Annotated in this window: 18 protein-coding genes; 2 read left to right on the forward strand and 16 right to left on the reverse strand. The window is 58.7% G+C overall.

Features of this window, described 5'->3' with window-relative positions:
* Positions 1-6: 6 nt before the first annotated feature.
* From RO009_01815 to RO009_01830, 4 genes are read right to left on the reverse strand one after another with little or no spacing between them, the layout of a single operon-like run.
* The gene (locus RO009_01815; protein ID MDT3683763.1) at positions 7-831 is read right to left on the reverse strand and encodes an acyl-CoA dehydratase activase; all 825 of its coding nucleotides are present in this window, start codon (positions 829-831) and stop codon (positions 7-9) included.
* The gene (locus tag RO009_01820; protein ID MDT3683764.1) at positions 831-1,658 is read right to left on the reverse strand and encodes an acyl-CoA dehydratase activase; all 828 of its coding nucleotides are present in this window, start codon (positions 1,656-1,658) and stop codon (positions 831-833) included. The genes RO009_01815 and RO009_01820 overlap by 1 nt, the downstream gene beginning before the upstream one ends.
* Positions 1,659-1,677: 19 nt before the next feature.
* A complete protein-coding gene (locus RO009_01825; GenBank protein ID MDT3683765.1) occupies positions 1,678-2,853 on the reverse strand; it encodes a 2-hydroxyacyl-CoA dehydratase family protein in 1,176 nt (391 codons plus the stop codon).
* Between the two features lie 5 nt (positions 2,854-2,858).
* Positions 2,859-4,193 carry a 2-hydroxyacyl-CoA dehydratase family protein gene (locus RO009_01830; protein MDT3683766.1) on the reverse strand — a complete coding sequence of 445 codons (1,335 nt, stop codon included), beginning with the start codon at positions 4,191-4,193 and terminating at the stop codon, positions 2,859-2,861.
* Positions 4,194-4,400: 207 nt separating this feature from the next.
* Here RO009_01830 and RO009_01835 point away from each other — a divergent pair, with 207 nt between their 5' ends.
* Positions 4,401-4,856, forward strand: coding sequence for a MarR family transcriptional regulator (locus RO009_01835; GenBank protein ID MDT3683767.1), 456 nt, complete (start codon positions 4,401-4,403; stop codon positions 4,854-4,856).
* A gap of 222 nt (positions 4,857-5,078) precedes the next feature.
* Positions 5,079-6,800: a class I adenylate-forming enzyme family protein gene (locus RO009_01840; protein MDT3683768.1), complete on the forward strand. Its 1,722-nt coding sequence runs from the start codon at positions 5,079-5,081 to the stop codon at positions 6,798-6,800.
* A gap of 272 nt (positions 6,801-7,072) precedes the next feature.
* Here RO009_01840 and RO009_01845 read toward each other — a convergent pair whose 3' ends face one another.
* The 12 genes from RO009_01845 to RO009_01900 form a co-directional block, all read right to left on the reverse strand.
* Complete coding sequence (locus tag RO009_01845) at positions 7,073-7,786, reverse strand: ABC transporter ATP-binding protein (GenBank protein MDT3683769.1); 714 nt, start codon at positions 7,784-7,786, stop codon at positions 7,073-7,075.
* Complete coding sequence (locus RO009_01850; protein ID MDT3683770.1) at positions 7,779-8,534, reverse strand: ABC transporter ATP-binding protein; 756 nt, start codon at positions 8,532-8,534, stop codon at positions 7,779-7,781. The genes RO009_01845 and RO009_01850 overlap by 8 nt, the downstream gene beginning before the upstream one ends.
* Positions 8,531-9,520, reverse strand: a complete 990-nt coding sequence (locus tag RO009_01855) for a branched-chain amino acid ABC transporter permease (GenBank protein ID MDT3683771.1) — start codon at positions 9,518-9,520, stop codon at positions 8,531-8,533. Before RO009_01855 ends, RO009_01850 begins: the two co-directional genes overlap by 4 nt.
* 5 nt (positions 9,521-9,525) lie before the next feature.
* Positions 9,526-10,398 (reverse strand): branched-chain amino acid ABC transporter permease, encoded by an 873-nt coding sequence (locus RO009_01860; protein ID MDT3683772.1) that lies wholly within the window; start codon positions 10,396-10,398, stop codon positions 9,526-9,528.
* An 8-nt stretch (positions 10,399-10,406) separates the two neighbouring features.
* Positions 10,407-11,375: a 4-hydroxybenzoyl-CoA reductase subunit beta gene (gene hcrB, locus RO009_01865; protein ID MDT3683773.1), complete on the reverse strand. Its 969-nt coding sequence runs from the start codon at positions 11,373-11,375 to the stop codon at positions 10,407-10,409.
* Positions 11,375-11,857: a 2Fe-2S iron-sulfur cluster-binding protein gene (locus tag RO009_01870; GenBank protein MDT3683774.1), complete on the reverse strand. Its 483-nt coding sequence runs from the start codon at positions 11,855-11,857 to the stop codon at positions 11,375-11,377. The genes hcrB and RO009_01870 overlap by 1 nt, the downstream gene beginning before the upstream one ends.
* 26 nt (positions 11,858-11,883) lie before the next feature.
* Entirely contained in the window at positions 11,884-12,660 is a 777-nt protein-coding gene (locus tag RO009_01875) for an enoyl-CoA hydratase (protein ID MDT3683775.1), read from the reverse strand.
* Between the two features lie 348 nt (positions 12,661-13,008).
* On the reverse strand, positions 13,009-15,711 hold the full coding sequence (locus RO009_01880; GenBank protein MDT3683776.1) for a bifunctional acetate--CoA ligase family protein/GNAT family N-acetyltransferase: 2,703 nt from the start codon (positions 15,709-15,711) through the stop codon (positions 13,009-13,011).
* 527 nt (positions 15,712-16,238) lie between these two features.
* Positions 16,239-17,371, reverse strand: a protein-coding gene (locus RO009_01885) for an IS3 family transposase (protein ID MDT3683777.1) whose coding sequence is annotated in 2 segments (ribosomal slippage) — positions 16,239-17,110 and positions 17,110-17,371 — 1,134 coding nt in all. Because the reading frame shifts where the segments join, the coding sequence is not laid out codon by codon here.
* A gap of 159 nt (positions 17,372-17,530) precedes the next feature.
* On the reverse strand, positions 17,531-19,477 hold the full coding sequence (locus RO009_01890) for a methyl-accepting chemotaxis protein (protein MDT3683778.1): 1,947 nt from the start codon (positions 19,475-19,477) through the stop codon (positions 17,531-17,533).
* Positions 19,478-19,583: 106 nt separating this feature from the next.
* Positions 19,584-20,120, reverse strand: a complete 537-nt coding sequence (locus RO009_01895; GenBank protein ID MDT3683779.1) for a chemotaxis protein CheW — start codon at positions 20,118-20,120, stop codon at positions 19,584-19,586.
* An 826-nt stretch (positions 20,121-20,946) separates the two neighbouring features.
* Positions 20,947-24,213, reverse strand: coding sequence for an EAL domain-containing protein (locus tag RO009_01900; protein MDT3683780.1), 3,267 nt, complete (start codon positions 24,211-24,213; stop codon positions 20,947-20,949).
* Positions 24,214-24,227 lie beyond the last annotated feature (14 nt).

Raw genomic sequence — 24,227 nt, forward strand, 5'->3', positions numbered from 1 at the left:
CCCCGCTTAGGCCGCCCTCCTACTCTTTCCGCTTCTCTCTCTCTGCTTACCGAGTGAGATGTGGCCGAGGATCGCGCAACCCAGCGCCGCAGCATATTGGGGCATGTCGTCGGCTGGCACGTTTACCGGACGGCCCAGTTCCTTCTTTATGGCCTCCGCCATGACGTTCCAGCGCAGAATGCCGCCCACAAGCGTCACCTCATCCTCCACCTGAATCCGCTTCAGGAGTTGAACAGATCGCTTGGTTAGCGACAGGCCGGCGCCGTACATGATGTTTTCTGCCGGCACGCTATTGGAGAGGTGATTGATCACCTCAGATTCAGCAAACACGGTGCAGACACCAGAAATCGGCACTGATCCGCTGGCATTGCGAAGCAGCGCATCGATATCTTCGGTATCGTAGCCCATGTAGCGCACCGTCTTTTCCAGGAACATTCCGGTTCCGGATGCGCACTTGTCGTTCAGGCGGAAGGTTTGAACCTTGCACTTGTCATCCACGCGGCTCGCTTTCATGGTCTGCCCGCCAATGTCGAGAACCGTACGGGTGCCTGGAAAAAGAAAACTGGCGCCGCGCGCGGTGGCTGTAAGGTCCGTAACCTGAAGATCGCGGTCGTCGTATTGATGCCGCCCGTAGCCGGTCGTGATGCAATAAGCGATGTCGCTTGGCTTTAGTCCCGCCCTTTCCGCCGTTTCTGCCACAACCGCGGCCGCCGCCTGCTGGAGCTGTGAACCGGTCGCCTTCATATGGCGCGCCAGGAGAACGTGGTTTTGGTTCAGGATCACACCCTTAGTATAAGTCGTTCCGATATCCAATCCGATCACCGCCGACATCACGCAACCTCCCTTTCCTTGCTCGTCACGCGGCCGCTGGCCTCTCCGCTCAGCATGCTATCGAGCGCGAACAGAGCCGCGCCCAGCGCGCCCATAAAATGACTGTCATCGGAAACGTTCAGCTTGCGGTTGAGCTTGTCTTCCACAGCCTTGATCATGCCGACGTTCTTGGCCACGCCGCCGGTGAAGGTGATCTCGTCCTTGATGCCGACGCGAACCAGCAGTCCGAATGAGCGGGCCGCAATCGACTGATGCACACCCCAGAGAATGTCCTCCACTTTCTTGCCCTTTCCGAGCCAGCTCAACACCTCCGCCTCGGCGAACACCGTGCACGTCGTGGAGATACGCACCGGCTTGCTGGACTTGAGCGCGATCGTCCCGAGCTCACCGAGCGGGATGTTAAGCGCCTTCGCAGCAGCGCCGAGGAATCGGCCCGTGCCGGCGGCACACTTGTCATTCATGCAAAAGTCTTCGATCTCACCGTTGGGCAGAACTTTGATGGCCTTTGTATCCTGGCCGCCCATGTCCAAAACGGTCCGGGTACCCGGGAACATATGCGCCGCTCCCCGGCCGTGACAGGAAATCTCCGTCACCTGCTGGTCACCGAAGTTCACCTTGTAACGCCCGTAACCTGTACCAACCACATAGCCGACGTCAGAACGATCGATCCCTTCGTCCCGCAGCGCCTGGGAGAAGGCTTTCTCGGCGGCGAGCGTGACATCGCCGCCGGTGTCAATCAGACAGCGTCCAACGATCTTCTTTTTCTGGTCGATGATTACTGCCTTGGTTTGAGTCGAACCCACATCGACCCCGCCCGCGTATTTCATAGCTGCTCCTCCGAACCTGTCAGTCGAACATGATGTTCTCGACGAAGGTCTCCAACTGAATGGCCAAATGATCGAATGTGCTTTGGTTCTCCTCAAACTCCGAGATGAAGTAAGGGATTCTCTCTTCGTCGAGGGCTTTCGAGTAGGCGACCTGCTCGTCCAGACCGGGCTCGCACATCTTTGCTGCGGCGAGGATGACGGCCTCCGCATTGGCCATCTTTACGCGCTTCAACAGCATCTTCTCTTTCGGCTTGCGCAGATCGTGCTGGACCGGCGAATAGGACGACTTTTGCAAATACGCCTCGGCCAAGTCCGTCACCGGATCCACTTTTGCCGTTACGTCCTCCACGAGGAAGCGCAGGCCTATGAACAGGTCGTCATCCACCACGTAGCAGGATCGAGAAATCGTCTGCAGCAGATCGATCGGAGGCGTCTCGCAGAAGCCGCCCTCAAACACCACTCGCATCTTGTCCTGCGCCCGCCTAGACCGCGCCTTGATCATGGGCAGCAAGGTTTCGACCAAGCCGTTGAACTCCTCACGCGGCAAGAAACCAGCCAACGAGACGAGGATCAGACATTCGTCGCCGCTCAACAGCCAGGGCTGCTCGCGTCGGATCGTATAGAGCTCGCGCATCAGAGCGCGCGATCTGTTGTAGAGCCCGATTGAGATGCGAATAGCCTCATCCGTCACTTTGACTTTCGTCTCCGCCTCGATGTCACGCAGCAGGCGGCGATATTCGTTCGCAAGATATTCCGTCGCATGCTTCGAGTTGGCGTTCTGGGGCAGGTAGAGGATCTGGCTCTTGTAGCCGAAGTTGCGGCCCCAGATTGCCGCCAGGTTGCGCGCCGCGTCGCAGATGGGATGGGAGACGAAGAGATCGAGCTCGATGTTCTTGGTCAACGCAATATCGAGCGAGGTCTTTATAATTGAACAAAGATAGGAGCCGAAGTGGGACTCCGATTCGGTGCCGTCGGTCTGCGCACCGCGCATCCTGACCGGAAGCATGCCCGCCGCATGGGCCAGCTCCTCGGGGAAATAGACCTGAAAATGACCCAAGACCTTGCCGCCGTCAGCCCGCCAGGCGGCCACTGTCGGGTAGCTCGGGTCCTCCACGAGCTCGCGCGCGATGGAAAATATCTGGTCGAGCTCCTTGCCCTCCCATTCGGTGAAGTAATGCTTGCTCATGGTCGCCATTCCCTTCAAGCCGCCGACTGATGCCGCCTAGAAATTAGGCCTTCGAAGTAGGCATCGACCCGGTTTTTCATCTGTGCTTCCGAGATCACCTGTGGATCCATGAAATCCGATTCCAGGATCAAGGTGGGCAGGCCCAACCGCTCGGTGACGAACCGGCGCTGATCGGCCATGCCGGTGGAGACAGTGCGGCAGCTCTTGATGGGATGAAATATCACGCCATCGATACCGTACTTGCCGGCCGTATTTTCCAGCACCAGGGCCTGGTGGAACATGCTGTCCATGGCGTCGCGCGACATCAGTAGCTGGGTCGCGGCAAAGCTCTCCAGCGGACGCTCCAGATCGTAGGTATAGCCGGCGCATGTCCCTCCGGAGCCGAAAGACATGTACGAAGAAGTGACGAAGACGCCACCGAACTTTGCGAACAGATCGTCGAAACGACGGAATATCGGATAACAAGGCGTGCCGACGAGAGCGAGCCGGAACTGCTGCTCCACGGGCTCCATGCCGTTCTCGGTCTTTCGAAGAATCCCGATACCGTGCTTGACTCGGTATTCCATCTCTTCCACCAGCTCGGTGAAATAGGTGGCCCCCTCCTTCGTCCCACGGAAGGCGTTGGCGACGCCGAGAAAAACCGTGCCGTCAGTCATCGCATTATAGACAGCCGGCCGGTTCTTGTTCAGCTCGACCACCCGTTGCCAGGCAAGGGACATGTCGTTCGCGTGACGCAGAACCTCGCGGAACTTGTCGATGTCGAACTTCTTCTTGGTCACGCGCTCGCACACCGCGATCAATTCCTTGATTTGACCCAGGACGTAGCGCTGCTCGAAGGCAAACTCCTCGCTGCCCGGCTGGCTCTTGCTCTCAGGTGAGCGGGTTCCCGGAATGTCAATAGTGACCACGGGAATCCCATAGAGCCGCTCCCAGATCTCGGCCCACTTGATGTAGGTGTTGCAGCCGTTGGTCAGCACCGCCATGCTGGGTTTAGGAACTCGTCCCATGGGGTGCTCGCCGCCCTTCAATTGAAGGGCGAGGTCGGCTTTCACATAGCCGCAGACGTCGGACGAATAGCCATAGTCCTCGGCCACAGCCAGATATTCGCTTGAAACCCGTCGAATGGCCGTCTGCAGAGAATTCATCTCGGGAAAGGTTACGGGCATGCCGAAGGTTTGCAGGATCTCGTTGAAGCTACCGACAACGAACACGTAGGCCGCCCCTTCCCCGGCGTTCGCGGCCCGTGTCAGGTCGGCGAACCATTCGCGAAACATGCGCGCGCCGCTCTCGATGCCCCGGCCAATAACTTCTGGACCCGCCGCAGAGCTTTCTCGGCCTTCCGTTGCCATTGTTTCCTCTCCCTTGGTCCTGAGAGCCCGGCCTGCATAGTCCGGCCCCTGGTTTTCCTGGAATCGCTGCCCCGAGGAAAAAAACTTGAAACTGGAAGTATATGTTCACCCAAATCCGCCACTGTCAAGAAATTTCCAATTTCATATTTTTTCCGCTTATATCGGCAACCGCGCGGGCTGATGCGGCGCGTCAAACTGGAGCTCAAAATGAGGCCGAAATTCAGAGACCGGTTGCTATCTCACCTTTTGGCACGCGCCAGCCACGACCTCAGCCGGAAATACCTCCAGGCGGTCCGCGAGCGAGGCTACACGGCGCGCCAATGGCGCCTGCTCGGCTGTCTCTGGGACGAGAAGTGCCTGACCCTGACGGAATTATCGCAGCTGATCTTCTGCAGCCAGTCCACCACGACACGGCTGGTGGACAGGCTTCTTGAACTCGGGCTTCTGGAGAAACGGGTCGATGACGTCGACCGCCGCAAATTCTACGTCTCGCTGAGCGAAAAGGGCCGCCAAAGCATCGAGGATCTGGTGGATTTCGCCGAGACGACAGAGCGCGAAATCATCAAGATTCTAGGCGCCAACCGGGTGGCGCGGATCATGCGCGACCTGCTCGAGATCACCAGAATCTTTGGAAACGGCGTCGACCGGGACCATACGGCCTAAACGAACGCGAACGAGATTCCATTCCGATTCGTTTTGTTCAGCTCCGAACTCGGCTGTGTTCACACTGAATTCACCTCTGACTTCGGACGTATTCATGTGAATTCACCCCGGATGCAGAGGTGTTCATGCTGAGTCGACTTTTTCGACAGCTAGCTCAACCCGGCTTCCGCATGGCAGCCTATTCGGCAGCGTGATGTCCCTGCTCGCCTGCGCGGGCATCGGTTGACGGGTTTTGGCCATTCATCTATCTTAATTAACAATACGCTCGATCGTTTTGTACGGGCAGGGAGAGGGGGGCTTTCGATGACCGATATTAAGGCCGCACTCGATTATCCGGAGGACGACGTCCGCCGGTACAAAGAAGCCGGCTATTGGACCGACGCCATACCGCACAACGTGCTGGCCGAATGGGCGAAAAAGACGCCGGACGCGCCTGCCCTGATCGGTCCTAATACCAGCCTTTCCTATGCTGACTTAAATGAGAAATCGCGGCGCTTCGCGTCCGGGTTGCTTGGCGTGGGCATCCGACGCGGCGACGTGATCGGGTTGCAGCTGCCGAACATTCCGGAATTCCTGATTGCCTATCTTGGAGCCCAGATGATGGGGGCGGTGCCATGTATGTTCCACATGCCCTATCGAAGCGGCGAACTGGAAACGATGATCGCCCATGTCAGGCCACGGGCGATCGTCTGCGTGGGCGCTTCCGAGAAATACGACGCACCGGCCCTGATGCGGCAGTTGCGAGAGCGGTCGCCGACCCTGGAAGCAATCATCGTGGTGGGTGGACAGGCCCCAGCCGGCTGCCTGGCCTTCGACCACCTGTCTTCCACAGACATCGTCGAAATTTCAGACAAGCCGGAAGCCGATGACCCGGCGGTCATCCTGTTCACATCGGGCACCTCGGCGCAGCCGAAGGCTGTGGTCCACGGGCATCGGACCCTGACTGCAAGCTCCTTTCATACTGGAGCCCGCATGGGCATCACCGCGCGGGATGTCGTGCTGTGCGCGCCTGCTCATACGCATGCGTTTGGCCTCTGCATCGCCGTCACCATCCTGCTGAGCGGTGCGGCCAATGTGTTGCTGCCGGAATACTCGCCGCAGGCGCTTGCCAAGACGATTCAGAGAGCCAAGCCGACAGTCATATTATGTGGATTTGCCCATATCCAGGCCGGCCTAGGAGCGCGCCTCTGGGGGCCTGACGTCACCCGCAGCGTGGAGCGGGTCTTCACCGGCGGCGCATTCTGCCCGCCCGAGGTCCTACGGTCGCTCGAGGCCGCTTTGTCCGGCGGCAAGGTCTTTCAGGTCTGGGGCATGACCGAAGTTTGGATGCCGATCCTTCATGACTTGAGGGCTCCGATGGAATTGCGGGCTACCAGTCTCGGCTTGCCGCCGGTCGGCCATGAGGTGCGGGTAGCGGCAAGTGACGGCACGGTCCCTGCCCCGGGAGAAGAGGGCGAGCTTCAGATGCGTGGACCCTTCCTGATGGCCCGCTACTACGGAAACGACCCGGCGACCCGAGAGGCGTTCACGGACGACGGCTGGTTCCGCACCGGCGACATGGCCACCATCGACGAGAACGGTTTCATTGCGATAACCGGGCGGCTCAAGGACGTCATCAATCGCGGCGGGATCAAGATCAATCCGCTGGATATCGAAGCACTGATGGACGCACATCCGGCCGTGCAGATATCGGCGGTGGTGCCGATGCCTGACGAGATGCTGGGTGAGCGAGCCTGTCTCTTCGTGCAGCCGGTCCCCGGGCGGGTGCTGACCCTTGACAAGGTGTGCGAATATCTGGCGGCCAACAACGTGGCGAAACTGCGCTGGCCCGAGCGCCTAGAGTTCATCGAAGCCATGCCGATGACTGCAACGCGCAAGGTCACCAAACGAAAGCTGGTGGAAATTCTAAAGCAGCGGACCGCAATGCCAGAAGCACAAGTCTAGCAGACTGTTGAGCGTAATGATTTCAGGTTGTCGTCATGCCGCGTTCGCAGTCAAGCTTGCGAAGACTACGTAAACTTGTCTACGCGGACATCCACGTTCTTACGACAGATCAGCAAAGCAAGGCGTGGATGGCCGGGACAAGTTACACCGGGCCAGGCCCAGTTGCCCGGTCATGAGAGATTCATCAGGCTTCAGTGGATTGAGCGCCCCTCAGGCCGACCTTCCCGAAGTAATGATTTCAACACTGAGCGGACGATGACGTATTGAGGGAACTACTCTCCGACGCCAATAAGCCGATTCAGCCGTTCGCTGTCCTCCAACAGCGCCGTGCTCTCACCATCATAGATAACTCGACCGCGATCAAGAACGACGGCAACATCGGAGAAGCGAAGCGCGAGCCGGGAATTCTGCTCCACCAGGATAATGGCAAGGCCTTCTTCGTCGCGCAGACGGTAAAGAGCCTTGATCAACTGCTCGACGATGATCGGCGCCAAGCCTTCCGACGGCTCATCCATGAGCACCAGACTAGGATTGCCCATAAGGGCGCGGCCGATCGCCAGCATCTGCTGCTCACCGCCTGACAGATGGCAACCCATGTTGGAGCGGCGCTCGGCCAGGCAGGGAAACAAGTCGCACACGGCGTCCACTGTCCAGCGGCCGGGACGGGACGCTATTTTAAGGTTTTCCAGCACCGTCAGCGACGGAAAGATGTGACGTTCCTGAGGGACCAGCCCGATGCCATACCGAGACCTCATATGCACCGGCGCGTGAGTGATCTCGTTATTCTCAAAGTAGATTTGTCCGAAGCGCATGCGGGTATGACCCATCACCGTGGTCAGGAGGGTCGTCTTGCCCACGCCGTTACGTCCCAAGAGCGCCAGGATGCCCCCCGCCGGGACTGTAAAGCTGACCTTGTCCAGGACCATGGTTTCCCCATAACCGGCGGTCACCCGGTCCATGACCAAAACGGGGGGGATGTCACGCATGACCGCCTTCACCCAAATAGACGTCCTTCACCCGCTGATCGTTTCGTATCTCGCGCGGCGTACCCTGGACCAAGATGCCCCCCCGGACCAGCACAGTGATATGCTTAGCAAACCGGAACACCAGATCCATGTCGTGCTCGATGATCAACACCGCCATGTCCTCGCAAAGCTCGGTAATGATATCGAGCAGAAGATGGCTTTCCTCCTTCGGCACCCCTGCCGCGGGCTCGTCCAAGAGCAATACTTTCGGCTCCAGCCCGAGCGCGATGGCAATCTCAACCAGCCGCTGACGGCCGTATGGCAGCTCGCTGACGAGCATTGCGGCATGCTCCGCCATGCCCAAGCGCGCTAGCAGCGCCATGCCCTCATCGATCACGCTGCTGTTGCGGCCAAGCGGGCGAAAAAACGACATTGCCGAGCCCGTGCGTTCGGCAATGGACATGCAGACGTTCTCGAGCACCGAAAGGCCGGTGAATAGCGAGTTGATCTGGAAGGTGCGCGCCAACCCGAGCTTGACCCGCTCGGCCCGGCTGAGCTGTGTAATCTCCCTGCCCATCAGCATGACCTGGCCAGCGCTCGGCTCCAGAACGCCGGTCAATAGATTGATGAAGGTGGTCTTGCCTGCTCCGTTGGGACCGATAAGGGCGCTACGATCGCCCTTGGCGATCTTGAAGTTGATCGACCGAGCGACTACCAGAGAGCCGAAGGCCTTGCCCAAATTCCGAGTCTCCAAGGCCAACGCGCTCATGCAGGACGCCTCCGCCAATAGGCCGGACGCTCATCCCAAAGCCCGACAATTCCATTGCGCGCGAAAAACACCGCCGCCACGAGCATCAGACCGATGCCGAGTTGCCAGTATTCAGGATACTGTTTGGCCAGTTGGTCTTGGATCACCATGTAAACCGGAGCGCCGACGAGGGCGCCATAGAGCCGGCCGGTGCCCCCGAGAATTAGAATGATGAGCACGTCCGCCGAACGCCCGAAGCTCAGCACGTCGTCACCGACAAACTGCGTGGTCTGGGCCAGCAACCCGCCAGCGACACCTGCCATAGCGGAAGAGATGGTGTAGATGATCAGCTTGCGCCGATGCACAGGCGTGCCGATCGCATGCATGCGGGCCTCGTTCTCGCGGATGCCCTTGAGCGATTGGCCGAAAGGCGAAAAAACAACGATCCGCGCGATAAGGAAACTGACCAGCACGACCGCGAGCGCATAAAAGTATCCGGTACGCCCGTAGAAATCGAAACTGAAGATGCCCAACAGCGGGTCCATCATGATGCCTGACAGCCCGTTCGCGCCTCCGGTAATGTGGCCCTGCTCGTTGGTAAACTCATGCAGAAGGATGGCCGTTGCGATCGTCAGCATCAGTAACGTCAGGCCGTGCGTTCTAAGGATTACCCATCCCGAGATCAATCCGACCAATGCAGCCGAAGCACCGGCCGCCACGAGGCCGGTCAATGGCTCGTTCCAACCGGCATGGACGGAAAGGATGCCGGCCGCGTAGGCGCCAACGCCAAACAGAGCCGCGTGGCCTAGCGTCACAATGCCGGCGAAGCCGAGAATGAGATCGAGCGACAAGGCGAACATCGCCATGATCAGGATCTGCGATCCCAATTGCAGATAAGTGGGAAATGCGAAGAAGGCGGCAACGGCGAGCGCCCAAGGCAGAACCTCGATCAGATGGAAACGATGGCGCCTGGTGAGGAAGGCAACGGATTCTCCGTCGTGGATCACGGCCGTTATCTCCTTCCGAAGAGGCCGTTCGGCCATTTGAGAAGCACGATAAACGTGACCATGAAAAAGAAGAACGCCCCCAGCTTGGGGAAGAAGTACTTGCCCGCGTTGTCGACGATTCCCAACGTCAGGGCGGCAAAGAAAGCCCCGCGGATGCTGCCGAGCCCGCCGACGGCCACGACCACGAGAAAATAGACTAGATATTCGATCGCGAAGGTCGGCGTCAGGCCCAGGATCCTGATGCCAAGGGCGCCGCCCATCGCAGCGAGCGCGCTCCCAAGCGCAAAGGTCAGCGTGAAAAGGCGGTCCACATCGATGCCTACGGACTGCGCCATCACCCTGTTATCGACGGCCGCCCGGATCATGGCGCCAATCGTGGTGCGCTCGATGCCGTACCAGAGCCCGATGATAGCGGCGAGGCCCACGACGTTGAGAAAGGCGCGATAGGTGGGGAACTTACGGAAGCCCAAGTCGACCTGGCCCGACAGGTAATCCGGGATCTGCAGCTGGATGTTGAGCGGGCCCCAGATCATCGTGGCCATCGCCACGGATATGAACACCAAACCGATCGTCAGCTTCGCCTGATCGAGCAAGCTGGCCTGATAGAGCGGGCGATAAAGGAAACGCTCGAACGGGACGCTGACCAGGCCAGTAGCGACGGCGGCGAGCAACACAGCCAGCAGAAAGGGTATCCCGAGCTGGCTCATCGCCGACGCGGCGAAATAGCCGCCGATCATGGCGAAAGCCCCATGGGCCAAGTTGGCGAAGCCCATCAACCCCATGGTGACGCTGAGTCCCACCGAGACGATGAACAGGATGATGGCGAAGGACACGCCGTCGAACACAACGCTGACAATGATGTCGAAAATATTGGGCATGGTCCGCTCTAATCCCCCGTCCACAATCGGAGCGCCAGCGTCCGCGCAACGTTCGAGGCCACCTTCCGCCGATACAGGTAGGAGATGGAGGTCGAGCGCATGGGCTTTATCTGCCTGGCCACGAGTTTGCCCAACGCCACGGCGTCCAAGTGCGTGCCCGTCAGCGCGGCTGTCCCCTCAACCAGCAGCGGCCGGCTGTTGGTGCCGGTGAAGGCGATGGACAAGCCGCTCAGCTTGTCTGCATCACGGTGCAGCGCGACAGCCACGCCGGCCAGAGGGAAATCCACCGCTCCGCGCACGCGCACCTTCTCGTATCCGGTCCGCAGGCTCGGCGCGACGGGAACGAACACGTCCGTCACGATCTCGCCGCGACGGAGCGACAGGTGATCGGCGCCATCCTCCCGATACAGGTCCTGGAGCGGGATCGTCCGCGCGCCTTCGGGCCCGGCAAGCCCAACCTTTGCACCCAACACCAAGGCGGCGGGGGCAATGTCGCCGGAATAACAAGCGAAGCATTGTCTCGTGTTGGGTGCGACGTGGCAGACCTCGCCGCCGCTCTTCAGACAGTAGTCGTTGGCGGAGCGCCACCACTCGCTTTGATTGTAATAGACGCAACGGGTGTCCAAGGACAGGTTGCCCCCTAGCGTCGCCACCTCGCGATGGGTCGGACCGGCCACGAGGCTGGCCGCCCTGGCCAACACGGCATGCGCGCCGACGAGGTCAGAACTGGCGACGAGCTCTGCGAGCGTCGTGTTGGCGCCGATGCGCAGACCACCGTCGACCCGTTCGATCCCCCGCATCTCGCGGATGGTGTTGAGCTCGATGAGGGCCCGCGGCCGCTTGATGCCGCGACGTATATTGGCAATGAGGTCAGTTCCGCCGGCCAGATAGAGGGCATCGTCGTTTTGAATGAAGGCTTGGATGGCGTCGCCGATGGTTGCAGGCCGCATCAATCGAAATTCGGCTGGATTCTTCATTAGGTGGCCTTCTTGCCGCTGGTCCCGGCGGCGGCGCGCACTGCCTCGATGATCTTCACATATCCAGTGCAGCGGCAGATATTGCCTGCTAGGGCTTGGCGGATGCTGTCATCGTCCGCATGAGGATTGCGCCTGAGCAATCCCTCGGCGGCCATAATCATGCCCGGCGTGCAGTAGCCGCACTGGGTGCCCAGCTTCTCGTGAAACGCCCGCTGCAACGGCGACAGTTCGCCGCCGCGCCGGACCTGACCCTCGATGGTCTCAATGCTGAGCCCGGCAACGCTGTGGCTCAAGGTCAAACACGAGAGCCGCGGCCTTCCGTCCACTAGCACCGTGCATGCGCCGCACTCGCCGCCATCGCAGCCCTGCTTGGTGCCGGACAGTCCGACCTGTCCGCGAAGGTAATCCAGCAGAAGCTCAGTCTCGTCGACTGCATCCTCGCGCAGTTTACCGTTTACGGTCAAACGAAGGATGGATTTCATGAGTCGGTCAGCCCTACGCGCCCTGACTAGCGATGAACGAAATTCGGCCGCCGCTTCTCGGCAAAGGCATTCATGCCTTCCTTGATATCATCGGTTGCGAACATGGCGTGAAACATGCGGCGCTCGAACAAGATGCCCTCTCTCAGAGTCGTCTCAAACGCCCGGTTGACCGATTCCTTAATCATATAAAGAGCCGGCCGCGACAGCCTTGCCACGCCTTCCGCTGTCCTTACCGCCTCGTCCATCAGCTCAGCGACCGGAAGTACGCGACTGACGAGGCCGATCCGCTCCGCTTCATCGGCATTCATCATGCGACCGGTCAGGCACATCTCCATAGCCTTGGACTTGCCGACAGCGCGGGTGAGGCGCTGCGTGCCGCCCGCGCCCGGCAAGGCCCCAATGGCAGCTTCAGGCTGCCCGAACTTCGCATTGTCTGCAGCAAGAATGAAGTCGCACATCATCGCCAATTCGCAGCCGCCACCCAGAGCATAGCCCGCCACCGCTGCCAGGACCGGCTTGCGGCAACGAGTCACGCGCTCCCAGCCCTGGGTCACAAAATCGCTCATATAGGCCTGCATGAAGGACATGTCCTTCATGTCCTTGATGTCGGCTCCCGCTGCGAAGGCTTTCTCGTTGCCGGTGATGATCAGCGCGCCGACTTCGTCATCCGATTCGAGCCCGTCGATGGCTTCGGTGAGTTCTTCCATCAGCTGGTTGTTGAGAGCGTTGAGTGCCTCGGGGCGATTGAGCCTTATGATGCCGACCTGGCCCCGCTTCTCGACGATGATGTTCTGATAGGCCACGCGCTTGCTCCTCCCCGCCGGGACGAGGCAAATTCGTCTCGGCTGATCATCTTAAAAAACGATCGAACGTTTTTATTATACGAGATGGGCCATTACTGTCAACGTCGGTCCACAGTCGTGGTGCGCCGACCAAATTCACCCAGGATGTTTGGAGGCCTCAAGATCCAGACACGGAGCAATCAAGATCGGCGCAACGGCCTGCGCCGTTGCAAACCCCTTGGACAGTCCGATCAGTGCCGCGGCGCGCGCCTAAGAATGAGCAACGCGGCCGGGAGCGTTCAATGCTGGCTACAAATCTTCTCCGCGACATGGGGCAGCCCGGTTGCACCGGGAGGCGCGTGTCGGCCCCTACCGGTCTTCATTAAGAGACAGGCTAACATCGACAATCTCGTCATCTGATGCGTAGCGGATCGCAAAGGAAAGCTTCCTTGCCAAGCGTAGCATATCGGCATTTGCCATCAGAACCCGACCAACCATCTTCATGGTGCCGCGTTCACGACAATAGCGGATCATTTTTCGCATCAGAAGCGTGCCCAGGCCCTGGCCCTTGAGATCGGACCGTACCAGCACAGAAAATTCGGCCGAATCATTATCAGTGTCCGTGACAGTGCGGACAACACCCAAGCTTTCCGGATTTCCGTCGGGGCCTGCGGCGACCGCAATGAAGGCCATCTCACGATCATAGTCAATCTGCGTAAGGCGGGCCATTTCCAGGTGCCCAAATTTGCGCATGTGGCGAAAGAAGCGGAAATAGATATCCTCATGGCTCATGCGTGACATTAATGTCTGCTGCAGGGTTTCATCCTCCGGGCGAATGGGTCGGAGAAGAATAATCCGGCCATCGCGCATGTTGGCTCGCTCCTCCAACCACTTGGGATAGGGCTGGATGGAAAGTCGCTGGTGGCCGATGCCGGATGGCACATCCGCTCGAATATCGACATCGATGACCAGCACGCCCTCCTCATCGACAAAAATCGGGTTGATATCGATTGCCGTGATCTCGGGGATATCGACGACGAGCTGAGAGATTTTGACCAAGGTCAGATAGAGCGCGCTACGATCGGCCGCCGGACGCCCGTGGTGAGCGTCGAGCAGGCGCGCGACCCGCGTTCGCGACACAAGGTCGGCAGCAAGCGGCAGGTTAAGTGGCGGCAGCCCGATTGCATGGTCGCGAACAACGTCGGCAGAGCGCCCACCGTCGCCGAAGACGATGACCGGACCGAACAACGAGTCTGTCGACATACCGATCATCAGCTGGCGTGCGTGCGGACGAAAGGTCATGCGTTGTACCGCGAAGCCATCGATGCGGGCACCGGCGATCTCCTGACTAACCTGCCGGAGCATCAGACGCGCCGAGCTGATGACGGCGTCGGCGCTGCCAAGATGCAGTGCCACCCCGCCGACCTCCCATTTATGCGGTACATCAGGAGACATGATGCTGAGCGCGGCGGGAAAGCCGAACTCCGCCGCCAGAGTGCCCGCTTCTTCCGGGGTGCGAGCGAACCCGCTGTTTGCCACCGGCACATCATACGCAGCCAGAACCGCCTTGGCCGCCGGCCCGGACAGGACACCGTTGGTTTCGGCTAATGCGCGAGCAACCTTCGCCTGGGCCTCTTCGACTCGCGGCGCGAACTCGACCGGCGTCGAGGGCGGAGTCTGCAGCAGCATTTCCTGGTTGCGGTTATAATGGACCATATGCATGAAGGCACACACCGCCTGGCGCGGAGTGTCATAGGTGGGCAATCCGGCTTCGGCGAACATCCGCCGTGCCGGCGTCACGGTCTCTCCGCCCACCCAAGAGGTCAGCACCAGTCCACCATGGCGGCGGACCGTGTCGATTACCGCGCCTGCGGCGGCGTCTGAGGAAGCGATGGCGTTCGGTGCGTGCGCGACCAGCACGGTGTCGATGTTCTCGTCCTCGATCAGCACCTTGAGCGCTCCGGCGTAATGCTCGGGTTTGCTGCCCACGGCAATGTCGATGGGGTTCGTGCGCGACCAATTCTCCCCGACGACCGCATCGAGCCGCCGCTGCGTTTCCTCGGATAACAGACACGGCTGGCCATCGCTTTCGCGCAGCGCATTCGCTGCCATGGCACCCAATCCGCCACCATTGGCGACAATGGCAATGCGGTCGCCGTGTATCGGACGCACGCGCGCCAAAGTCTCCACTGCCGCGAACAACTCGTCGATATCGCCGACCCGCAGCATACCGGCACGACGGATAACGGCGTCATGGACTTCGTCGGGTTTGACCATTGCTTCCGTAAGACCCGCGCGTCGAATCGCCTCGATCTGACGCCCGCGCACCGCCATCTGTGCTGCCTTGATCACCAGCACCGGCTTGTCGCGAGCCGCGGCCCGGGCGGCAGCTACGAAATTGCGCCGCTCGCGGAAGGTTTCGATATAAAGCAAAATCGCCCTCACCTCCGGATCCGCGCCTAGGATGTCAAGCACATCGCCGAAATCAATGTCGGTGCAGTCGCCCAACGAAATAAAATGCGAAAAGCCGATACCCTTGGGCCGCGCCCAATCAAGGACGGCCGTGCACAGCGCTCCCGACTGAGAAACAAAAGCGATCTTCCCGGGAGTAGCTTGGATATGAGAAACGCTAGCATTGAGGCCGATGCGCGGCACCAGCATTCCTAGACTACCCGTTCCAAGGACACGCAGACCATATGGCGCCGCAGCTTTCAGGATTGCCTGGCCAAGGATCCGCTGGGTGGTGTCGGGATGTCCTTTCGGCTCACCGGTCATGACAATTGCGGCGCGCGCGCCACGGGCGCCCAGTTCGGCTATCAAACGCGGCACAGAATTTGGAGGTGTTGCCACGACCGCCAGATCTGGAGTTTCGGGTAGGCTGACAACATCGGGATAAGTGAGCACGCCGCCTACAGCTCGGTGTCTCGGGTTGACGGGCATGATCGGGCCGGAAAACCCTCCCCCCAAAAGATTACGCATGATCACCCTGCCGATCCGGTGCGGCGTATTCGAGGCACCGATGACAGCTATGGACCGGGGCTCAAAGAGGTATTCGAGCGCGCGGGCGCCCATGCAATCTCGCTTTCCCCAACACGGTGGCGATTTGTGTTAATGTTACTTTCTGGCTATTGGAGCGGGTTAGAGTCAAGTGCCTCCCGCTCCAGGCCGAGATGGTGTCTTCGAAGTCGTCTAGGCGCGTCTCGCTCCTGGGCAAGGCGGCTCAAACGTGATGTTGCGGTAAACCGGAAATCGAAATGGCATATAGGGCCACGCTCGACCTAGTGCGCGCCAGCAAGTGGCCACAATCCTCCCAGTGATTGCTGTAAAGCAGGCCGCTGTCAAAAATAGCTTCAGTCTTCAGCGCATCGCAAATCCTAATACCCCGAGAGGTTGTCGTCACATCGCGCAAGCAGGTCGAGTGCCGCCGCTGGCCTGGCAGCTTTTTACGAAGGCCTTGCAGGAGCAAATTGAGATTGACGTTGCCCCCAAATTTTATCCGGTAGCATCCAGAGTCTGGGCGGTTACTTGAAGCGCCCCCGGTTATTAGGCCAGCCGGTGCTGGAATTTTCCGGGGTTATGAGCTGCACCCCGTCTTTGGATCACGCGGCTGGGGAATTTCCAGCCTGTTCGACCAGTGGCGGGCCGTGCGCCGCTGATCGATTCAGCACGTCGATCGGCGGTCGGTTGCCGATCGCGCTGTGTGGTCGCTCCTCGTTGTAGTGTCTACGCCAAGCCTCGCATTTTCGCTGCGCATCGTCGAGGCTCATGAACCAGTGTGCGTTCAGACACTCGCTCCGGAACTTGCCGTTGAACGACTCGATGAATGCGTTGTCGGTGGGCTTGCCTGGCCGGGAGAAGTCGAGCGTGACGTCACGCTGGTAGGCCCAGAGATCGAGATCGCGCGAGACGAACTCGCTGCCCTGGTCGACCCGGATGGCCTTTGGATAGCCAAGCTGGCGGCCGACACGTTCAAGCACCTCGACAACATCGGCACCGCGRAAGTTGAAGCGCACTTCCGTCGCCGGCGAAAACCGGGAGAACGTGTCCACGATGGTGAGCACGCGCAACTTGCGGCCGGTGGCGAGTTGATCGTGCACGAAGTCCATCGCCCAGATCTCGTTCGAGCGGGTCGCTGGCTTACGGTCGTCTCGCAGCCTGGCCTTGACCCGGCGCCTGGGCGTTTTGTTGCGCAATTGCAGGCCCATCTCGCGATACAGCCGATAGACGCGCTTGGCGTTCACCGGCCAGCCCTCACGCCGCAGCAGCACATGAATCCGCCGGTAGCCGTAGCGCACCCGTGTTGCGGCGATCTCCTTCATCCGGTGGCAAAGGGGCGCCTGCCCAGCGCGGCGGCTCTTGTAGTGGTAGGTCGAGGGCTCCGTCACCAGGACTGAACAGGCGCGACGGATCGAGACCTTCCAGGTCGATCGCGCATGATCGACCAACTGCCGACGCCGGGCAGGCTTCATAGTTTGCGGCGAAGAACATCCTGCAGCATGGCGCGATCAAGCGACAGGTCGGCGACCAGCTTCTTGAGCTTGCCGTTCTCATCCTCGAGCTGACGCAGGCGCTTCATCTCCGAGGGCATCAGACCGGCATACTTCTTACGCCAGTTGTAGAACGTGGCTTCGGAGATCCCTGCCTTCCGGCAGACTTCGCCGATCGCGGTGCCGTCCTCCGCCTGCTTCAGCACGAAGGCAATCTGCGCCTCCGAAAACTTCGATCTCTTCATGGTTCGCTCCGTCCTCCGGCCGTTGCCGCAAAACTGGAATTTTCCAGCTTAGCGCAGTCCAGAAAACGGGAGGCAGGTCAGTTATCATTCCGACGGTGGCGTCGCAGGCGGTGGCTCGCATTTTCCGAACCGCCGCCTGCATTCATCAAAATTCAGACCTTAAAACTCTTCCCACTCGGTCTCCGCCTTGAGGGCGGTTGCGAGGTTGGATTGAATGCGCCCGACCGGGCCTCGACGAGCGGCATGAGCTGCTGCTGGCACCGGGCGTTGGGTCGCGGGGCCCTTGTTTGCAGTCGGATTCTTTATCGATCCGCCGTCCCTGTCGAAGCGGAAATAGCCGACCCGCTGGTTCATTGCTGTTTGCTGATCCTCCAAGGTTTTCGCCGTTGCCGCATTTTCCTCGACTAGCGCCGAGTTCTGCTGCGTTACCTCATCCATCTGGCTCAATGCCTTGTTGATCTGGTCAATGCCGGAGGCCTGCTCGGCGCTGGCATTTGCAATATCAGCGACTATCGCTGCTACGTCCTTGATCGAAGCCACAATCTCGGTCAGCGACTGGCCTGCCTTGTTCACCAGATCGACCCCTTCCCGGACCTGGCCCGACGAATCAGTGATCAGCTCGGTGATGTCTTTGGCCGCCTGCGAGGACCGCTGCGCCAGGGTGCGCACCTCAGAGGCAACGACCGCAAAGCCGCGGCCGGCTTCACCGGCACGGGCCGCCTCCACCGCCGCATTAAGCGCCAGTAGATTGGTTTGCCGTGCGATTTCATCAATCACTGAAATGATGTCCGATATTTTACGCGAGGATTGCTCGATTGCTGCCATCGCAGTTACCGCTTGGGCCACGACCGCACCGCCACGATTCGCGACCTCCTGCGTACCCTGTGTGAGCTGGTTAGCATGCTGGGCATTCTCGGCGTTCTTCTTCACCGTGGCCGCCATCTCCTCCATTGAGGCGGAGGTCTGCTCTAGGCTAGCAGCCTGCTCCTCGGTTCGCTGCGAAAGATCGGTCGTGCTCGTCGAAATTTCTGCCGCTGCACTCGATACTTCCGAGTTTGAAAATGCGATATCCTTGATGGTGTCTTGCAACTGGCCTATTGCGGCGTTGAAATCCTCCTGGATCTTCTTGTATTCGTCGGAGAATTCATCGGTGACGCGATAAGTCAGGTCGCCCTGCGCCAGTCGCTCAAGACCAGCCCCCAGGCCCACCACCACCTTCTGCACTTGACGCGCCGCTTCGGCCCGCGCGGCCTCGTTACGCGCACGCTCTTCCTCGGCAATACGACGCTGCTCCTGCGCCTCCACTTCCGCAGCCTTCAAAGCCAGGGCATTGTCTTTAAATACCTGCACGGCCTTGGCCATGACGCCAACTTCGTCGCGGCGCATCTGTCCCTCAATCTCGACATCGAGATTGCCGTTGGCCAAAGTGCCCATGCGTTCTGCCATTCGGCTGAGCGGCTTTGAAATCTTGAACATTGCGATCCAGAGGCCAAGCGCGAGACAGATCGCAAGCGCGGAGAATCCGATAATGTAATTCCACTTCACTGCGGCACTAGCTGACGCCGCCTGCACATTCATATTCGCGTCCATCTGGCCTCTCAGCGCATTGCTAAAGGCCATCATTTCGTCGGACAGTGCGTTGATGCGTTTATCCAGTGCAGCAACCGCTGCACGCGCAGCCTCGCTTTGATTCTTCAAGCTGAGTTCGGACGCATTTTTGGCCTGTTGGTGCAATTCCCCAAAAGCGCGCTTGAACTTCTCGTAATCCGCCTTGCTTTGCGGGTGAAATTTAATTGCAAGGTCGAGATTTGCAGTGCCCCGCTTGTAAGCGGTGTCAATCAACGCGATAGCGCCTTTCGCTTCAGAAGAGTTGGCATCATACGCCAGCGTCTGGTAGCTTGCGTGAGCCAGGTCAATAACGCGACGTAGGCCCCTAGCGAATTCAACCCGCGCGCGTGCAGGCCCATCGAGCATTCCATGATAGGCGTCATTGATCTGCACCATTTCCCGGCTGCTCTGAATCACAAGAAATGCTGTCACAATACCTAATAGCGCTATCAGGGTGAGAATTTTGACCGAGATTTTAAGATTATCCAGGAAACTCATTTCCATTCTCCGGAGGCTTGATGGATTTTGCCAGAAGCGCGTTTCACGCTTGCTATTCCCGTTTGCCGCACTGGGCCAAACGGAGCCCCTACAAATTTGCTGAGGGCTATGCCGCAACCGTCATTGCGTCATCGCATTGGTGCGAGAGCAGATGTGGCACATCGATCAGGGCGATCGTGCCGCTTTCAATGGTTACGAGGCCGGCCAGAGAGTCGATGCGTGGGGTCTGCGCCACCCGCGGCACGGGCTGAATTTGCGCCGGATCAATCGAAATAATGTCGAGTACCCGGTCGCCGAGAAGCCCGACTTGGCGCGCACCAATCTGCACAATAATGACGATGTGCACTTCTGTCGTTTCGGTCATGCCCTGACCGAAACGGCACCGCAGATCGATGATCGGCACCATTACCCCGCGCAAATTGAGCACGCCGCGCACATAATCCGGCTGTTTGGGCAGATGCGTGATTTCGGACCAGCCCTTGATTTCTCGCACAACCATGATGTCGACGCCATATTGGTCGGGCCCGATCGCAAAACTGATGAACTGCGTTCGGTCCAACAGCTGATCATCAACCTCGTCGCTGTCAGAATCAGCGGAATTCGCCCGCGCATGATCGGCCCTATTTGTGGTGTGCGGTGTCATGACTGCTCCCCGGTGGCGCTTCGCCTGACGGCAAAGACAATTTGTCGTCTCGGAGCCAGCCGAAAACAGGCAGGCTCATTTCCGTCGAGATTTGGGATGCTGCTCGTCACCCAACGCCGTCAGGAACGGTGACAAGTCAAATTCGATTTGCGTTTAGAGATGGTAAAATATGCATCCGCGAATGCATGCCTGCTATGACCTCGCGCAGGACGCAACTAACCTTTCTCGCGTGATCGGTACCTATCAAGATCTTTCAACTCACCGTCAGATTTCAATAATTGAGCGTCTGTCGCACCGCATGTGTGAACAACGATCGATAGCTAAGCGGTGCGTTCAGCATAAATGAGTTCATGTTTCTCGATAGACATCATGAAAGAAACAGATTTGAAGTGCTGTGCGGTACGACGGTTGGAAGCGCTGTCGATACGAGAATGGAGGAGCAGAGTGTCGCGATTGCGTTGAGAATCATGTTGGCGTCTGCATGCGCAGCCCATAAGTCCCCCGACCGTGACGGCATTGTCCCAGACACTGGGCCGAGCCCGCTCATTAAGGAAAGGATACCTTAGTCGCCATTAAAACGCTGGAACCCTTACTGACGTATTGGCTGCCCTGGTCAATGTCATACCGGGTAAAAAGCGCATTGGGGCAATCATCGCCGCAGCTTAGACGATTCCATTGCCTCAAATAGCCTGGTTAAGCTTGTGTCGGTACAGACAGTTGTCCAGTCGATTCCGGGCACATTAGACTAGGCGGCGATTTTTAAGCGAATTCCTGCATAAATGAGCCATACGTCGTTCAGAACTTTAAACATCCTGCATATCCGCACTTAGGCCAGTTTTTTTGCTGATCGTTCAAAGAACAAGTTGCTCGCGAATGATCTGAAATACTGAGAGAAGTCTGCTGCGGGAAGCGGTTTTGCAAAAAGATAACCCTGAGCATAATCGCATTCGTATTCAAGCAGCAAATCCAATTGATCTTTTGTTTCCACTCCTTCTGCAACAACACGCATTCCCACATCATGGGCAATGCCGATTACCGATCGCACCAGCTTCTGCTGGAGGGGCGATTCGAGATTTATAATGAACGATCTGTCGATCTTGAGATATTTCGCAGGAAGTCGCGTTAGATAGCTTAGTGAGGAATATCCCGTTCCGAAATCGTCGATCGCGATCTCCGCTCCAGCTTCTACGAGACGAGCGACACGAGCGAATTGGTCGCCTTCGTCGTGCATCAGATGCGATTCCGTAATTTCCAATGTAAATTTAGTGTCTATATTGTTTTGCAGGACAGCTATGAGGTCCTCGGTCTGCTGCTCGGATCTCAGGTACTCGGCTGAAATGTTGATGGAAATCTGCATCTGAATGCCATCGCTTTTCCACCGCTCCGACTGGAGAATAACATTCTCAATAACCAGCGCCTCGATTTCGGGCATGAGGCCGTAGGTTTCTGCGACTGGAATGAATTGTCCGGGATTGAGCACCCCTTTGCTGGGATGATGCCACCTTATGAGCGCCTCACATTTCCCAAGCACGTTCGATCTGAGATCGATGATCGGCTGAAACACTAGTCCGAGCTGGTTCTCAACCAGCGCGGTATGCAATTCCTCAACAAGAGAAACCTTTTCCTGCAGCTTCTCATTGATGGCGGACGAATAGAAGCATACCGCTTTCCGGCCCGCATGCTTGGCCGCATACATTGCCGCATCAGCAAATAGGAGAATTTCATCAACCGTTTTGCCGTCGCTCGGGAATATGCAAATTCCGATGCTGCTCCCAAGATGCAGCTCGCGCTGCTCCACCTCAAACGGCCGCACAAGCGCTTTCTGGATCTTTTCCGCTACGAGACTTGCGTGTTCAGGCCCAATATCGTCCAGCAGCACGAGAAACTCATCTCCGCCGAAACGTGCGACCGTATCCTCATGCCTAACGCACTCCTTGAGCCTTTGGGCGGCGGCAATGAGGATATCGTCGCCGGCCTTGTGACCCAGGCTATCGTTCACATTCTTGAAGTGATCGAGATCCACCATCAGGACTGCGCCGGTCCTGCCATCCCGCATTCTGCCATTCAGCGAGTGCTCAAGCCGGTCCTGGAACAATCTTCGGTTCGGCAGCTCGGTCAGCGTGTCATATTGGGCTTGCCAGAGCAGCCTGAGTTCGGCGGACTTTTGCTCTGTAATGTCGTGCACCGTTCCAACGGCGCGTAATGCTCGTCCATTCTGGTCAAATTCAATATCAGCCTTCTCGCGCACATACCGGAGCTCACCATCGACAGTGACCCGGTGCTCGACATTATAGTCCTTCCCCTTCAGCGCCTGTTGCCAGGCGTGGTCAACACGATCTCGATCGTCAGGATGCACTTGCGCCAGGAATAGGTCATAATTGAGCGGCGTACCCACTGGCAGACCGAATATCCGGTAGGTCTCATCCGACCAGCGCAGCCGGCTTGTGGTGAGGTCCAGGCTCCAACTCCCCACCTTCGCGACCGCCTGCGCCCGCTTCAAATGTATCTCGCTCTCTCTCAGCGCCTCCCGCTCATACCTGCGCGCTGTGATGTCGTAGCGGACGGACAGATACTGATTGATCCGGTCATGTCTATCCAATATCGGAACGATGGTCGTATCAACCCAATATAGCGTTCCGTCTTTGGCGCGGTTACATACATCACTAGTCCACAATTCTCCGCTTCTGATGGTGCGCCACATTTCTCGGAAGAACTCCGGCGGATGATGTCCTGAGTTTATGATACGATGGTTCTGGCCGATCAACTCGTCGCGGCTGTACCCACTGACCTCGCAAAACATGTCGTTGACCTTCAGAATCTTGCCGCGGAGGTCAGTTACGGAGATGATGGCTTTCTTTGACAGAGCAGCCTCATAGGCGAGAAGCTGGCTGAGCGTGCGTTGCGCTTCTTCACGCGTTGCGACCAGCGTCCGCGCGTGGGCGTCCAGGCGCCGATGCTGATGATACACGACCCAGGCGACTGGCAGCACAATATTCAGCGTCCCGATTACAAGCATGATGATGAGGAGAATGCCGAACCGTGTGACTTTCTGAGTCGTCTCCAGCATGTGCTTGTTGGCGCTCGCGCCCAAGATGGATACGACACGCTCCATGACATCCGTTAATTCGTCGGCGATCGACTGGACCCGGTGAGCGTCCGAACTCTGCAGCGCATCCCGGCCGGCGATCTGGGCCAGATATTGTTCCGACGCTCGCCAGAGAGCACGCCGCACATTGCTCATGGCACGCAGGGTCTGCGCCATGGGCTCCGAATCGACCTTTCCGACTGCGGGCAGCGAAGAAATCAGTGCGTCCAGCCGCGCGGCATCGAGTCTCATGTGAGACAGGACGCTTTCCATCCCCTCGATATAATCATGCGGCTGGCGTTCGATCAGCGCGGCGTAGCGCGCTATCTGCTGGCTGAGCATCCGTTGCCGACCTGACAGATTGATCAGGTCCGCGTTGCGCTCGATCTTTGATCGTTCCTGCGACCAGATCAGCGTTGCTGTCAGGCCGGCGACGGCAAAAAAGCCGAGCAATGCCGCCATTCCAGCCAGTACCAGCACATGCGGACGGAACTCTGATTCGACGGCGCCATGCGCCTGGTCAGGCATCGCCAGCTCTTGTTCTGCATTCAAGGCCAGCCACAGCATCCAGCCGACAGGCGGAATTGCGGCGCCACAGAGCGACAGGATCGAGAAGGCGAAGCTGCTCGTCGTGCCAAGCGTGACGTTTAGCGCATCGACCGATTGTTGCAGGATCAGTTCCCATGCGGCGACAACGCATCCTGCAATGAGGCCGGCAATGAATGCGTAGCGGCGCTTGACCAAGGTGTGGGATTCGAGACTGAGCCAGACCGTCAACGCAGATACTGCTGCAACGGCGATCGGCGTCAGGACGTTGTCGATAAGCGTTTCGGTCCCATAAAACGCTTCGGTGCCGGCCCAGTGCGTGAGTGGCGCTTGCAACAGTTTCACCGTCACAATGCCGGCGGCAAGCCAGGCCAACGCACGAATGAACACAAGCCGGGCGCTTGGCTTGGAATGGTGTGGCATTTTCGCTGCTATTTCAATCTGCATCAGCGCCGGAAACAATTGCCTGAGCAGGA

This window comes from Pseudorhodoplanes sp. (genome assembly GCA_032027085.1).
Lineage (GTDB): Bacteria > Pseudomonadota > Alphaproteobacteria > Rhizobiales > Xanthobacteraceae > Pseudorhodoplanes.

Excerpts from the sequence above, each read along its gene's own strand:
- RO009_01880 (MDT3683776.1), bottom strand. The coding sequence starts at position 15,711 with ATGGGCGCCCGCGCGCTCGAATACCTCTTTGAGCCCCGGTCCATAGCT.
- RO009_01845 (MDT3683769.1), bottom strand. The coding sequence starts at position 7,786 with ATGCGTGACATCCCCCCCGTTTTGGTCATGGACCGGGTGACCGCCGGT.
- RO009_01830 (MDT3683766.1), bottom strand. The coding sequence starts at position 4,193 with ATGGCAACGGAAGGCCGAGAAAGCTCTGCGGCGGGTCCAGAAGTTATT.
- RO009_01850 (MDT3683770.1), bottom strand. The coding sequence starts at position 8,534 with ATGAGCGCGTTGGCCTTGGAGACTCGGAATTTGGGCAAGGCCTTCGGC.
- RO009_01860 (MDT3683772.1), bottom strand. The coding sequence starts at position 10,398 with ATGCCCAATATTTTCGACATCATTGTCAGCGTTGTGTTCGACGGCGTG.
- hcrB (MDT3683773.1), bottom strand. The coding sequence starts at position 11,375 with ATGAAGAATCCAGCCGAATTTCGATTGATGCGGCCTGCAACCATCGGC.
- RO009_01835 (MDT3683767.1), top strand. The coding sequence starts at position 4,401 with ATGAGGCCGAAATTCAGAGACCGGTTGCTATCTCACCTTTTGGCACGC.
- RO009_01895 (MDT3683779.1), bottom strand. The coding sequence starts at position 20,120 with ATGACACCGCACACCACAAATAGGGCCGATCATGCGCGGGCGAATTCC.
- RO009_01825 (MDT3683765.1), bottom strand. The coding sequence starts at position 2,853 with ATGGCGACCATGAGCAAGCATTACTTCACCGAATGGGAGGGCAAGGAG.
- RO009_01890 (MDT3683778.1), bottom strand. The coding sequence starts at position 19,477 with ATGAGTTTCCTGGATAATCTTAAAATCTCGGTCAAAATTCTCACCCTG.
- RO009_01870 (MDT3683774.1), bottom strand. The coding sequence starts at position 11,857 with ATGAAATCCATCCTTCGTTTGACCGTAAACGGTAAACTGCGCGAGGAT.
- RO009_01820 (MDT3683764.1), bottom strand. The coding sequence starts at position 1,658 with ATGAAATACGCGGGCGGGGTCGATGTGGGTTCGACTCAAACCAAGGCA.
- RO009_01815 (MDT3683763.1), bottom strand. The coding sequence starts at position 831 with ATGTCGGCGGTGATCGGATTGGATATCGGAACGACTTATACTAAGGGT.